Annotated in this window: 9 protein-coding genes; 1 reads left to right on the forward strand and 8 read right to left on the reverse strand. The window is 53.6% G+C overall.

The window, feature by feature from the left end; genetic code table 11:
* The first annotated feature begins 71 nt into the window (after positions 1 to 71).
* Positions 72 to 1,019, forward strand: coding sequence for a DMT family transporter (locus tag ACFQ88_RS29200; RefSeq protein WP_239630279.1), 948 nt, complete (start codon positions 72 to 74; stop codon positions 1,017 to 1,019).
* Positions 1,020 to 1,200: 181 nt separating this feature from the next.
* Here ACFQ88_RS29200 and ACFQ88_RS29205 read toward each other — a convergent pair whose 3' ends face one another.
* The 8 genes from ACFQ88_RS29205 to ACFQ88_RS29240 form a co-directional block, all read right to left on the reverse strand.
* On the reverse strand, positions 1,201 to 2,553 hold the full coding sequence (locus ACFQ88_RS29205; RefSeq protein ID WP_379459777.1) for a DUF2252 domain-containing protein: 1,353 nt from the start codon (positions 2,551 to 2,553) through the stop codon (positions 1,201 to 1,203).
* Between the two features lie 244 nt (positions 2,554 to 2,797).
* On the reverse strand, positions 2,798 to 4,420 hold the full coding sequence (locus tag ACFQ88_RS29210) for a type 2 periplasmic-binding domain-containing protein (RefSeq protein WP_239630281.1): 1,623 nt from the start codon (positions 4,418 to 4,420) through the stop codon (positions 2,798 to 2,800).
* Between the two features lie 57 nt (positions 4,421 to 4,477).
* Entirely contained in the window at positions 4,478 to 5,362 is an 885-nt protein-coding gene (locus tag ACFQ88_RS29215; protein ID WP_239630282.1) for a carbohydrate ABC transporter permease, read from the reverse strand.
* Between the two features lie 12 nt (positions 5,363 to 5,374).
* Positions 5,375 to 6,313 (reverse strand): ABC transporter permease, encoded by a 939-nt coding sequence (locus ACFQ88_RS29220; protein ID WP_239635600.1) that lies wholly within the window; start codon positions 6,311 to 6,313, stop codon positions 5,375 to 5,377.
* A 364-nt stretch (positions 6,314 to 6,677) separates the two neighbouring features.
* Positions 6,678 to 6,848 carry a hypothetical protein gene (locus tag ACFQ88_RS29225; RefSeq protein ID WP_379459780.1) on the reverse strand — a complete coding sequence of 57 codons (171 nt, stop codon included), beginning with the start codon at positions 6,846 to 6,848 and terminating at the stop codon, positions 6,678 to 6,680.
* Between the two features lie 101 nt (positions 6,849 to 6,949).
* Positions 6,950 to 9,190: a helix-turn-helix domain-containing protein gene (locus ACFQ88_RS29230; RefSeq protein ID WP_239630283.1), complete on the reverse strand. Its 2,241-nt coding sequence runs from the start codon at positions 9,188 to 9,190 to the stop codon at positions 6,950 to 6,952.
* A 46-nt stretch (positions 9,191 to 9,236) separates the two neighbouring features.
* Positions 9,237 to 12,257: a chondroitinase family polysaccharide lyase gene (locus ACFQ88_RS29235; RefSeq protein ID WP_379459782.1), complete on the reverse strand. Its 3,021-nt coding sequence runs from the start codon at positions 12,255 to 12,257 to the stop codon at positions 9,237 to 9,239.
* Positions 12,258 to 12,282: 25 nt separating this feature from the next.
* A complete protein-coding gene (locus ACFQ88_RS29240; RefSeq protein ID WP_379459784.1) occupies positions 12,283 to 12,972 on the reverse strand; it encodes a DUF1961 family protein in 690 nt (229 codons plus the stop codon).
* Positions 12,973 to 13,308: the final 336 nt, after the last annotated feature.

A 13,308-nucleotide genomic window follows, 5' to 3' on the forward strand; every position in this document is an offset into this window, starting at 1 on the left:
ATAAATTTCGGAATATGATAGAACCCGTGTGAATTGAACGTACGACAACTGGAAGAAGGTAGGATGGCACCGTGCAAAAAGACCGTGTTTTGAAAGGCGTTTTGATGTGCTTGTTAGCCAGCGTAGCGTGGGGAGCCATGTTTCCCGTAGCGGAGAGCGCCTTTACGTATTTGGATCCTTTTTATTTTTCCGTAATTCGCTATTCTTCGGTTTCTGTCATTTTGCTTGTTTTGCTCTGGATGAAAGAGGGCAGACAAGCGCTTAGCTTCGGCGGGCAAGCCAAATCGCTCTGGTTTTTCGGTACGATGGCTTTTACCGTTTACAATCTTCTTGTGTTTTGGGGGCAAAATCAGCTGGGAACGTCGGGCGTTATTCTTGCTTCGGTCAGTGAAGCGTTAATGCCGATCATCTCCGTGCTGGTGCTCTGGATTTATAAACAGCGCAAACCCGAAGCGCCGACCATTCTCTGCATTGCCGTTGCGCTTATTGGCTGCGTGATGGTGATTACCAAAGGCGATCTGAGCGCCTTCATGGTATCCGGCGGAGGCATGTTCCCCGTACTGCTTATTTTTCTCGGCGTATTGGGCTGGGTCATCTATACGATCGGCGGCAGCCAGTTCAAGGACTGGTCGGTTCTGCGCTACTCCACGCTTACATGCGTGCTGGGAACAGCCACCTCGGCCGTTATCGTGCTGATCCTTACGGCGTTTAACGTGTTGCAAGCACCTACGCTCCAAACCGTATTTAACGCGGGCTACGAGCTCAGCTTCATGATTATTGTAGCGGGCCTTCTCGCCCTGATCAGCTGGAATGCGGGAATCAAGCTGTTGACGCCGATCAACGGCATCCTGTTCATTAATTTCGTGCCTGTCACAACCTTTGTCATAACCGCGCTTCAAGGTCATAAGATGACCGTTTACGATATCGGAGGCACGCTGTTGATTATGGCCGCTCTGATCGCCAACAATGTGTATCAGCGCAAACGAAGCGGACTTGCGGCTGCCGGAGCCGCCCATTAATGCAGCAGACTGCCTCAACCAACGGCAACCGCTCTGATTTTACATCTTTATATGCAAAAGGCCGCAATTCGAACGAAGAACGTTCCTTGCGGTTTTTTTTGATTTATTACCAGCCATCCCCGTTGCCGCGGGACACTGTTTATTGTCTATGCAAATAAACTTCAGACCGAAGTTTTTGCTTTTACCTAGTCTGAGCCTGAGCCTTCCTCCCGCCAAGCCATTCCGTGAACAAAGCGTAATCCTCCTCCACCTGATGCGCGTAAGAGATAGCCCAATGGGCGATATAATCGCAAAACGCGTCCGTATCCGAGCCGATTGCGAGAAGAATCTCATCCTCGCTATGGTAGGACATCAGCCCGTGCTCCATATCCGCATCCGCTCTCGCATGAAGCTTCGCCGTGATCCGTCCCATACATTCCAGCACCGGCAGCAGATCTTCCGTCCCCGTCAGCTTGTCCGCTTTCAGCCGCTTCTTGTAAGGAGACCGCTCCCGTACGTAAAAATCGCGGTCATCCATCGTCAAATAGCCTAAATACGGGTCCGCCTCGTGATGCATCGACTGCTGAGTGGTGATAACCCGCTTGCCCTGATGGCCAAAATACGTCCAGAACGATTCGTTGTAAGGCATAAAGTATGCCGGTACCGGGACCCGTACTTCCTTCACCTCGATGATAATATCGTCCAGCGCGTGCTCGCCGCCTTCGCCCTCAATGAGCACGTAAAAACGGTCCAATCCGATGGACGCGGTACCCGAGCCGTGCTTCACCGCCACGTCCTTGATCGAGTAATACCCGTCAGGACGCTTCGTGCTCTCCGCGAGCGAAGCCAAGTATTGCGGCCAGCTCTCCTCCAGCTTGCTGCGTTCCTCCTTCGTAGGCGGTACGATCTCCTCCGATTTCGTAAACCGTCTTGCCGAGCGCGTCAACGTTGTAACCCCTTCTAGAAACTGCGATGCCAGCCGCTTCTCCGTCTTTTTTAACAGCTTGCGGATCGGCCCTGTAGTCCTATCCTTGTCGAAGACGAGTGTCCGCGGATCATCCTTGCGCTTCGCAAACCGTCGAATCTGATTCACGTACGCCTCCAAATACGTAGTGATCGCATTCTTCTGTCCATCCTCTTCGATCTGCTTGGTCCGGCACACCATCGCTACGCTGACCGACATCCTAAGCAAGTCGTATAAATAGGAGCCTAGATAGCCTTCGTCAAAATCGTTCACATCGTATACGATCCGGCCTTCTTCGCTGCGGAACGCCCCGAAATTCTCGAAGTGCAAATCTCCTTGAATCCACGTCGGCCGCTCCGGCGAGCTGTGGTAAGGAAACCATTCCCGGCTCACGTCAAAATAAAACAAATACGCGCTCCCGCGGAAAAACGAAAACGGGCTTCCCGCCATCTTCGCGTACTTTTGCAATCGCTTGTCTTCCGGCAGCCCCATCAGCTGTCCGTCGAACTCGTCGAGGACGCTTGCCAGCAGCTCTTTGCGCAGCCGTTTCTGCGTAATCCGTACGCGTTCCGTAAGCAGCTCCGTCTTCATGGGCAGTACCTCCTCTATTTATCCCAAATTGTATATTTTCCCATGTTAGCCTACACGCCAACGACGTGTCAACGCGGCTTCCAATCCATTCCGGCAGCCGTGCTGTACCCATTTTTTCAAGCTATAATTATCCGAATCCGCGTCTCTAAAATATTGCCATAGTATTGCCAAAAAGGGGCGATTGTACCATACGACAAAAAAACTGCTTCCCCGAAAACCGGAGAAGCAGCTTTGTATCCTATTCTTATTTCGAAGCGTTGTAACGGTCGTACACGCCTTGGTAAATTTTCATCATTTTATCGAGGCCCATTTCGTTCAGCTTCTTCACGTAATCGTCCCATTCCTTATCGATGCCGCCGGACATCATCCATTTCGCGGACATTTTGCTCACATATCCGTCGATATCGGTCAAGTAACGGGAAATCTGGTCATTTTCCTCGGCTGTGAAATACGCTTTAGGGAAGCCGTTGTTCACCAGGAACGGAGCGTACACGTTATCAACGTCCACCTTCGTTCTCTTGCCCGTAGATGTAACGACCTTCATGTCCTGCACCGCTTTGCCCAAGCCCCATACCGAGTAAGCCGTAGGAGGCACTTTCTTGAATTCCTCCTCCGTCGCGTTCGCCGGCAGCGGAATTTCTTCGAATTTGCCGTCCGGACGCTCCTTCAGGCTGTCGCCTCCGATGACGCCGCTGCTGAATTGAAGGGAAATTTTCGGATCGAAGGAGTAGTCGATCCAACGCATCGTAGCTTCAGGGTTCTTGTTCACATTGGTAATGGAGAACGAACCTCTCAGCAAAATGCCCGCCGGATAGTCAGCCCACACCGGCTTTTGGCCGTTTGGCCCTTTCAATGGAGGCAGCGACACATAATCCTGGTTGGTCGGGTTCCAGTCGAACGCCACGCCTACGATGCCTTTGCTCGTCTTCGCATTGAACACCTTCGCGTCCTGCGTGAAGCTCTCCTTGTCTGCCAAGCCTTCGGCGAACAGCTTGTTCACGTATTGAATCGCATCTTTAAATTGCGGCTGAACAGCCGTATAAATGACTTTGTTGTTTTCCACGGACAAATGGTTATGCCCGACCTTGTGAATGTCGCGGTCGATCACGCCGAAGGCTCCGAACAGCGCGTTGATATCGGTATTGCTTCCGTTATTTTGCACGAAGGACAGCGGAATTTGATCCTTTTTGCTGTTGCCGCCCAGATCGTTATCCCGGAACGCTTTCAACGTCGTATACAGCTCGTCGGTTGTCGTCGGCATAGGCAGGTTCAATTGATCGAGCCACTTTTTGTTGATGAACATCGTCGATTTGGTCCGTGCATAGGCCTCGTTAATGGTCGGCAGCGAGTAAATGTGGCCGTCCGGAGCCGTCAGCTGCTTGCGGTACGTCGGATTCTCGTCGAGCAGCTTCTTGATGTTCGGAGCATATTTATCGATAAGCCCTTCAAGCGGGATCAAAATGCCCTGCGAGCCGTATTTGACGATATCCGTATCCTCGCTCAAAATACCGTGACCGTAAAAAGCGTCAGGCAGCTCGCCGCCGGCAAACAGCAGGTTTTTCTTATCCTGCCAGCTGCTTCCCGGAGTCAGGTTCCAGTTAATGTGGATGTTCGTTTTCGCTTCGATATCCTGGAACAGCTTGTAGTCGTTCAAGTCTTTGCCTGAAGGCGGCTTGAAGCCCGCGAAGTTCAGCGTCAGCTTCTCCTTGGCGATAGGAAAATCGGTTGCGTTGATGTTGCTCGGCAGCTGCCCCGTCTTTTGGTCATCGCCGGCTGGCGCGCTTTTGTCCCCTCCGCAGCCCGTTAATCCGAGAGCTACCGATAGCGTTAATGCCGTGGCGGCGACTGGCCATTTTCTGTTTTTCATAAGAACTTGTCCCCTCTCTATTTCTCCCTGTTATATGGTTGGCGGAAAAACCGCATTTTACCCTTTCAACGAGCCTACAAGCGCGCCCTTGACGAAATAACGCTGCAGGAACGGATACAATACGAGCACCGGCAAGCTGGATACGATAATAATACCGTATTTCATCAGCTCCATCCGCTTCTGCTGCTGTTGTGAGCCGTCGACCATATCCTGAAGGTCCGAGCCTTCATTCATGATGAGAATGTTGCGCAGTATAACCTGCAGCGGCTGCATATCGTTGCTTTTCAAATAAATGAGTGCTTGGAAGTACGAGTTCCAATGACCTACCGCATAAAAGAGCACCATAACGGCCACGATCGGCATAGCGAGCGGAATCGCGATTTTGAAGAAAAACTTCATGTTCGTACAGCCGTCCAGCATCGCGGACTCTAGTACTTCGCCCGGAATATTGGACTGGAAAAACGTACGCGTAATGATCACGTTAAAGACGGAAACGGCATTCGGAATGACCATCGCCCAAATCGAATTGAGCAGCCCCAAATCTTTGACCAGCAGGTAGGTCGGGATCAGACCGCCGCCGAAAAACATCGTGAAGACAAGCAGAAACATAAATACGTTTCTTCCGACCAAATCGGTCCGCGACAGCGCATAGCCGGCCGATACTGTCAGCACGACGTTGATAGCCGTTCCAACTACCGTATACAGCAGCGAGTTGCGGAAACCGAGCCAGATCGAGGCTTCGGACAGCAATCTTTTATAACCGTCGAGCGTAATCTGTTCGGGAAAGAACAGCAGCTTGCCGGAATAGACGAGATCCGGGTCGGTTATGGAAGCCGTCACTACGAAATACAGCGGATAAATGACCAGCAGCAGCAAAATGGATAAGAGCGTATAGTTAGTTATATCGAAGGCGACATCGCCCTTGGTTCTTGGCAGTTTCATCGTGTCACTCCTTTACCATAAGCTGGTCTGCTTAAGCGATTTGGCAATTTTGTTGACCGAGATCAGCAGGATGAAGTTAATCACCGTGTTGAACAATCCGATCGCTGCAGCATAGCTGTATTGCGCCTGAACGAGGCCGGCTTTGTAGACGTACGTTTGAATCGTTTCCGATGCGTCGACGTTAAGCTGATTTTGCATCAGGTACACTTTTTCGAACCCGACGCTCATCATATGGCCCACGTTCATGATCAGCATAATAATAACTGTAGGCATAATCGAAGGAATATCGATATTCAGCACGCGCTGGAGCTTCGATGCGCCGTCCACAACAGCCGCTTCGTGCAGATCCGGATTGACCGCCGTCAACGCAGCCAGGTAGATGATCGTCCCCCAACCGACGCTCTGCCATACGCCCGACAAGACGAAGACCGTCTTAAACCAAGACGCTTCTCCCATAAAGAAGATCGGGTTGATGCCGAACAGTCCGAGGAACGTATTGACGGCGCCTGTCTTCGGCGACAGCAGCAGGGAGACGATCCCGACCACGACGACCGTAGAAATAAAATGCGGCGCATACGTAACCGTTTGCACGAACTTTTTAAATCGTTCGCTGGTCAGCTGATTGATCATCAGCGCCAAAATAATCGGAGCCGGGAACGCTACCAGCAGCTCGTAAACGCTGATTCCGATCGTGTTCTTAATGATTGTGCCGAATTGGTACGATTCGAAGAACCGTTCGAAGTTGTCGAAGCCTACCCATGGGCTTCCGCTGTAGCCTTTGATCGGATTGAAGTTTTGGAATGCGATTTGCAGACCGTACATCGGAACATAATGAAAAATAATAAAGTAAGCCAGCGTCGGGAGCAGCAGCAAATACAAATCGTAATTACGAATAATGCTTTGCATTTTTTTCGCCCATGCCGATTTCGAATTCTGTCCCTTTCTTTCCATCATGAGACCGGTACCGGCCGTGTTGGTTGATTGTGCCATGGAATGACGTTCACCTCCGCGTGGATGTTGGATCTTGCTATTTTGGTGGGGTGACATGGTAAAACCCGATTTGGACTTGCCCTTTCGGCGAAACCGGTGAAACCGCTTAACCCTCGTGTGACTTAATTAAACAACGGACAGTTCGCCGATGTATATAAGCGAGATTCGCCATGAACTATGCGAAAATTGATATGCAGCGTTTTTACAGGGGAATCGGTGAAAATTGACCGGAGATATGCCGGTTTTGCCGGCGGCAGGGGCAGATCGATTGATGAGATCGTTGAGTAAGGAATACAGTGCGCTCGCAAAAACAAGAGCAAATGAATTACGGAGATCCGTACAAACGGCGGAATAAATAGGTGTCGCACAGGCCGTACTTCGTGCGGATTCGAGCTATGCCGTACGTAAGCTTGCGCTTAGGCAAAAAAAGCCCTGCGCCGCGGAAGCCGCTTTGGGAAGCGGACTCCGGGACATGCAGGGCGTAGATAACGAACATGGACTGCGGACTGCTTTACTTGAAGAAAGAGATGGCAGAGACTCCCGTATACAAGGCAGGTAGACTGGCTCAAAGGATAAAGGCTGCAAAGCAGCTCCAGGCTATGCGCGCTGCTGCTTACGGTATTCTCCCGGCGTCACGCCGACGGACTGCTTGAACTTGCGGATAAAGCTGGATACATCGTAGTAGCCTACCTGCTGAACGATATCCTTCACCGAATTGTCGTTCGTTCTCAGCAGCAGCTTGGCCTGATCGATCCGGATCTCGTTCAGGTAGTCCATGACAGTACGTCCGGTCTGCTCCTTGAAATACCGGCTTAAATAAGACAGCGAGAGCGAGAAATGATCCGCAATCTTTTGCACGGAGAAGTCGGACTCGCTGTAATGGTGCAGTATATATTGCGTGATCTGCTCGATCAGCGCCGTAGACGAGGCCGGCTTGCGCTCCTTGAGCGAATCGCACAGCGTTGCGCAGGCGGTGGTGAACAGGTCGGCGATTTCGTCGAGCGTCGTGAAATCGGTCAGCGTCATGACGTCCGGAAAGCTGCCGTTCGAGCTGCCCGGCTGTTTTTTCTCGATATAGGCGATAAACTTGCGAATGATGTCGTAGCACAGCTCTCTCGCGATGAACAGCGTCAACCCGCTTTGCTTCATGCGTACGGCGATTTGATTGACGGCATCGGCGATCCGGTCCGGGTTGCCGTGCTGCAGCACCATATCGATCTCCTCGAGCACCCGTCTCGGATTAAACACATCCTCATGATCGTGAGCCATCAGCTCATCGAAGAAAATCGTCCGCTGGTTGCCCCGGATCAGCTTGTAATCGATAGCCGTAGACGCTTCCAAATAAGAGCGCCCTACCTGGGCAAGCTCCGCATACAAATTGCCGGCTCCCATTGTGATCGGCGCCTCGAAGACGGCGCTCAAATGCTCGCGAAGCTTTTCCAGCCACTGCTTCCAATCGTCCGTGGAGCTGTACACCGACATGATGAACATCGCCCGCTGCGGCTCCAGACTTTCCTTGCAATAGCCGATGCAATCACTGTCAAACTGCCGCTCCACTTCGCCGATGATGTTGTCCTTGTAGGGAATGAGCGATGCCGGAAACTCCAACAGCAGCACGGCAGTCTGAGCGAACGGGAACACGATCCCGACCTCTTCCCCCCGCTCGTTGACCTCCTGCAGCGTTTTCATTTCGCCTTTCAGCAGGCCGACCAGCAGATGCTCCTTGATTGCCGAACGGTTCTCCTCGAGCTTCCGGCCGAGCATCCGGTTGGAATCGACCATATCGTGAATGACGCTGCCGATGGCGTCGAACTCGTTCGCCCTGCGGATCGACTGGCCGCGGACCGCTTCCACCAATGCCGCCAGCCGTTGGACCGGCTTGTAGTTGAAGAGCATGATGAAATAAACGAATAAGCAGCCCACGATAAAAATGACCAGCAAGCTGTTGATCCATTCGAAAATAACGCGGTTTACGGGCGCGACAACCGATGTTTGCGGCAGCAGCATGACGTAAGTCAAGCCGCTTTTGGGCGATTTCTGGTAGGTGACGGCATACGTCTTATCCTGAATATCCAGCTTTATATCGCCTGTGTTTCCCGTAAGCTGCCGGTAAAAATTAGGGTCGCTCAAGTAAGGCTCCTGCTTGTATGCTGACAGCACCCGTCCCTGCTGATCGAATACGACCGCATTTCCTTGCGGAAGCGTCTTCTGGGGACTCAGCCCCCTCAGCATCATATCCTCTTTCATAATGAACAGCACCGTCCCATACGGACGCTGGCTGTTAATCGGAATCGGCACCACGTACGTAACGAGCCGCTGAACGGGAAGACCGTCAATCTTGACGTCCTCCGCCGGTCTCAGCACCGGTGCGGTTAAGCTGTTCAAATCTTCGGGGAACTGCTTCTCCGACCAGTCGGCATAATGATAGAAATCGGTTACAAAGTCCTTTACTTTGTATACGCTAAGCGAGGAATACAAATAGTCCGAGCCGCGGATATGCAGCAGCACCTCGCGGATGCTGTCATCCACGACCTTGCCTTCCAGCACTTTTCTTCCCTCGTACATGCTAAGCGGATCGTGCGTCAGCACATAAGGCGACAACTCGGGCGTCTGCGTAATCTGCCCCGCGATTTTGTTCATCTGGATCAGCTTCTGGTCTACCTCGTCCTGCATCTTGTCCAGCATCGCCTGGTTGTTGCGCTCGACCTCGTTGCCAACAATATCGGCGAGCCGCAAATATCCTGTCGTTCCAAGAAAGAGAAGCGGAAGCAGGAGAAGCACAATAAAGGACAAAAGATATCGATAAAAGACCGGCAGCCGATTAATCGCAGATTTCATCCCAGTACTCCTCCCCCTCAAATGTTCATTGTCGATGTGTTCCCGGTTAATCGTTTCGTTTCGTGAGCTTCCACTGCAGCGGCATCGCATCCTTGCACGTCAGCTCGATGACGGTGCGCCCATCCCCGCCGATAACCGCGCGGATGCCCTCGGCAGCGGTCTCCGTAACGGTCCAGCTCCCGTTCAGCGTAATCCGCAGCGTGTGCGGCTCGCTCTCGGCATGAACCCACTTACGGGAATATAGGCTGACTTCGCGCAGTTGGCCCTGCTCGTCATATTGGTCGGCCTCGATTCCCGAGTACAGACGCAGATCGGGATCAACGGCGCTGATTATAAGGTCGTCCCCTTCTTCCCGGACCATGATCATGGAAGGGGTATCGACGGCAGCGACATGGCCGCTGTTGACGCTTTCATTCGCTTCGAACAGCGCGTAGGCGGTTGTTCGGCTGGCGCGGTCGCGGACGATATGCGCGGTACGGTCCTTGCGCAGCACCGTATAATGCGCCGTCTCCGCGGATTGCATCGCTTCGCAGAAGCTTCGAATGGCATCGCGATCGGTCTGCACTACCATCGCATATTCGTAACCGGCATTCTTCGGCGCCGTCCCATGCTCCAGCCACGCGGAAGCGAAGAATCCTTCGGTATCCGCATCGGTCGCCTGATGCTTCGAAGATTGCAGCAGCTTGGTTAATGATATCGATTGTCCGGCCGGAACGTAAAATCCGTTGTCCTTATTATCCAATATCCATGCATCATTGTCTAATTCCATTTTTCGAGAGCCGCCGTCAAAGCCGGTTCCGTTCAGCCATACGCGCTCGCTCGAGCTGGCTACATGGTTTTGGAACAGCGTCGTTTCGGTAGGATACCGGTCATTATCGTTCTCAATGTCCGTACCGAGACAAATGATTCGGTCCTCGAAGAAAAAGAACGATTTTCTCGCTCTATGCGATCCCTCGTACTTCGGATGCTCATGCAGCTTCATCGCGAACATGCCGTTGCGCCCCTCGAGATGGAGCCCGCCTGCATACGTTTCATCGGACAGCAGCATTTCCTCGAAGCCGCTGAACGTATCTACGTTGCGGACGTCGGAGCGCAGCTCCGCTATCGGCTTATGGACCGTCGTAGTGCCGGGCCAGCGGTTCCAGTCCCAGCCGTCGTGCGAATATCCGCTGTCGGCGTTGTTGATCGGGTCGCCCTTGGCCATAATTTGCAGATGGCCGTGCGAGATGTATCTTCCGTACAAATTGGCGCTTACGTAGGTCTCGTTCGCCCACAAGTAGCGGCTGTGTCCACGTACTCCCGCCAGCCACGAAGCTCTGCGGTGCATGGCGAGCGCCGCATAATTCATCGTCCAGTGGCCGTTCGGGTCCTGCTCCGGCCGAATGCCCATCGCAGCGAACCGTTCGGCCGATTCGCCCGTTTCACCCGGTTGCAGAAGGCGCAAGTAGGCTGCTGCCACCTCTTCGTCTACCTCGCTAGCACCATCAGGGCTTCCAGCCAGCGCCATAAACTCGAACGGCTGGACGTCGAGAGCCCATTTGCCCGTAGGATGGCGGGCGGACAAGCTGACCAGCCACTCGTATTTGTTCGAGTACAGCCGCATGGATAACAGCGCCTTGCGGGCCGTACGGTGCGCCTCCTCCGTCACGCGGTAAGGCGTGCCGCTCAGGAAGTACATGACCGGCGTAACGCCTTGAAAGCCCCCGACCGCATAGGCCGGGTAATGGTTGACGTGGTGGTACGCCGATCCGTCGATCTTGTAGGCGGCGCGCAGACCGCGTGCCGGGAGCAGCGACTGGCTCAGCCATAGGCGGAAAGCCTGAAGCTCGCGTACTTTGTACGGCGTTTCGTCCATGATGAGCAGACTGGCGAGCATCCCGTGCAGCGTCGTGTTGAAAATATCGATGTTGCCTTCCACTTCCTCAAGCGGCGTATGGATGCGCCCGGCTCCGCTGAACCAGTACATCGTCCGCTGTGCCAGCTCCAGCCGCCCTTCGCGTCTTAGCACATCCCGCATCAGGAAGACAGCGGGATAAAACGTACGGAAGCTGTAGCCGAAATGGTGCACCGTCCCTTGCGAGCTCCCGTAGGTCCATCCCTGATCGTCCAGATGATCGATCAAGCCGATAAACATCGCCTGCAGCTTCTTTCGCCACTCGTCATGCTCCGTGGAACGGTAGCTTAAGGCGATATTCATCATCAGCTTCGTATAGTCGATCAGCTGCACGCTGTTCGCCAGCGCCTTCAGCCGATCCTTATCCTGTAGAGGAAAATGATCGAAGAAAGGCAGCTCAACCGGCCGTCCTTCGATAGTGCTGCCATTTCGGGCGATGCCGTACGAGGCGAAGGCCGCCTCCATTTTATCCATCGCTTCAGCCGTAACGGTGCGCGCGCGGAAAAAGTACCGCTCAAACCGCTCGTTCATGCGCTCGTGGCTTTGGGTTTGCTCCGGTGCGATAGCCCGCTCTACCGGGAGCCGGCGCTCCAGCTGCTCGAAAGCGTACAAGCTGAGCCAATGCGAGTTTGCGGCAATGTCGGCCCGCAAGTTCACGAAGGGCACTTGGAAATCGCGCGTATGGAACCGCGGATCGATCGGAGTGCACAGCAGCAGCTGGTCGATGAACAGCGTACCGCGGCCCGTTCCCGGGTGCTGAGGCCCTTTGATTATCAAACGGTTCATCTCCGGATGCGGCGCTCCCTGCATATCTCTTTCGTAGGCGACCCATGCCGTCCGCCAGCCTTGAAACTGCAGCCCGAACTCGAACCAGCAGTCGACTACGGTCTTTCCTGCGGCCTCCCGGCCGAACTGAAACAGCAGCTTGCCGTCCTGCGGCTCCGGATTGTAAATCCATACGGCGAACGAGTCCCGCGCCTGACTTTTCGAGCCTTCCTGAAACGGCCGGTATCCGATGGGCCCGTTTACTTGGAGATAAGCTCCCTCGGCCGAATAGTCCCACTGCAAGCTGTTATTGCCGTCCTTGTATCGTACATTGCTTATGGCCAGCCTAGACTGGCCGTCGCACGTAATATTATCGGGGATTCCCGTTTCGAAGCTGTATATCGTCATCTTCCTGCTCCTCTCTGATGTGGCGCTACGCTTGTCGCAAAGCGTATACCGTCAAGTTAGCGTATTCTCCAATGAGCGGCGCCATCTGCCGGAAGCCGAGCTTGCCCCCGCCCAGCAGCGGCCCGTACGTCTGCCCGTCGTCCGTCCAGCGGAACACCGTCAAGCCGTTCACGGAAAAAGTAATGTCCGCACCGAATTTCGTCAGCTCCAGGCGGTAAGGGCCTTTTGCATCGTACACGTCGGGAATCGGATCGGCCCCTTGGCATACGAGGTGGGCTCCATAGCTTTTGCGTAGGTTGCAGGTGTGAAAAGCGCGCTCCTCCGGGTACCTTCGGCGGAAATACGATACGTGCAGCGCGTTGATCTCCCCGCTGTGATAATGCTCATACGGCCCCGACCGCGGCGCCAGGTGAGGCGCGAACAAGTCTTCTCCGTTGCGGCCTGCGGCGGAGAAAAACAGCATGCACAGTCCCGGCTCCCGCACCGGCCAAAAATCCCACGTAACGGCAATATCCGCCGGGAACGTCTCCGGGCACCAGAATACGAAATTGGACGACTGGCCTTCCGCCGGGTCCAGTTTATTTTCCATCCGCATGCGTCCGTTCGGAAACGACACCGCCGCTTCGCCCTCCATGCGAAAACCGCTTACATCTTTGTCCGCAGCGAGCGGATTATAGTAGATCTTCTCTCTTTGAACCGGAACCGGTACCCCCATGATGCATCTCCCTTTTTTCGACTCGCTTTTTCTAACGAGCTGCAGTCGATCTGTTCGTGCCTAACCATGCATTTCAACCATGCATTTCAACGTTCAAATAATGGTTTAGTTTAATCAATCCATGCCGCATTTGTACATAAGCCGTTTCGATTGCGGCATATGCGAAATTTGCCCTTACCGCGCAGCGGCGGGCTTTTTCGGCCTTTTCGATGTCAATCGGCAGGCAAGCGGTCGATAGCAAACTGCGATGCAACTGTAAGCTGGAGTTGTTGCTGAAACAGGAAGCGTTGAATTCAGACACGGTTTCAATCCTGTGTCTACTACTGCAAGCAACAA

Origin of the sequence: Paenibacillus sp. NPDC056579, from assembly GCF_042793215.1 — a bacterium.
GTDB lineage: Bacteria > Bacillota > Bacilli > Paenibacillales > NBRC-103111 > Paenibacillus_S.

What these genes read in the sequence shown, in the direction of transcription:
- ACFQ88_RS29205 (WP_379459777.1), bottom strand. Translation starts at nt 2,553, where the DNA reads ATGAAGACGGAGCTGCTTACGGAACGCGTACGGATTACGCAGAAACGG.
- ACFQ88_RS29210 (WP_239630281.1), bottom strand. Translation starts at nt 4,420, where the DNA reads ATGAAAAACAGAAAATGGCCAGTCGCCGCCACGGCATTAACGCTATCG.
- ACFQ88_RS29215 (WP_239630282.1), bottom strand. Translation starts at nt 5,362, where the DNA reads ATGAAACTGCCAAGAACCAAGGGCGATGTCGCCTTCGATATAACTAAC.
- ACFQ88_RS29220 (WP_239635600.1), bottom strand. Translation starts at nt 6,313, where the DNA reads ATGGAAAGAAAGGGACAGAATTCGAAATCGGCATGGGCGAAAAAAATG.
- ACFQ88_RS29225 (WP_379459780.1), bottom strand. Translation starts at nt 6,848, where the DNA reads ATGTTCGTTATCTACGCCCTGCATGTCCCGGAGTCCGCTTCCCAAAGC.
- ACFQ88_RS29230 (WP_239630283.1), bottom strand. Translation starts at nt 9,190, where the DNA reads ATGAAATCTGCGATTAATCGGCTGCCGGTCTTTTATCGATATCTTTTG.
- ACFQ88_RS29235 (WP_379459782.1), bottom strand. Translation starts at nt 12,257, where the DNA reads ATGACGATATACAGCTTCGAAACGGGAATCCCCGATAATATTACGTGC.
- ACFQ88_RS29240 (WP_379459784.1), bottom strand. Translation starts at nt 12,972, where the DNA reads ATGGGGGTACCGGTTCCGGTTCAAAGAGAGAAGATCTACTATAATCCG.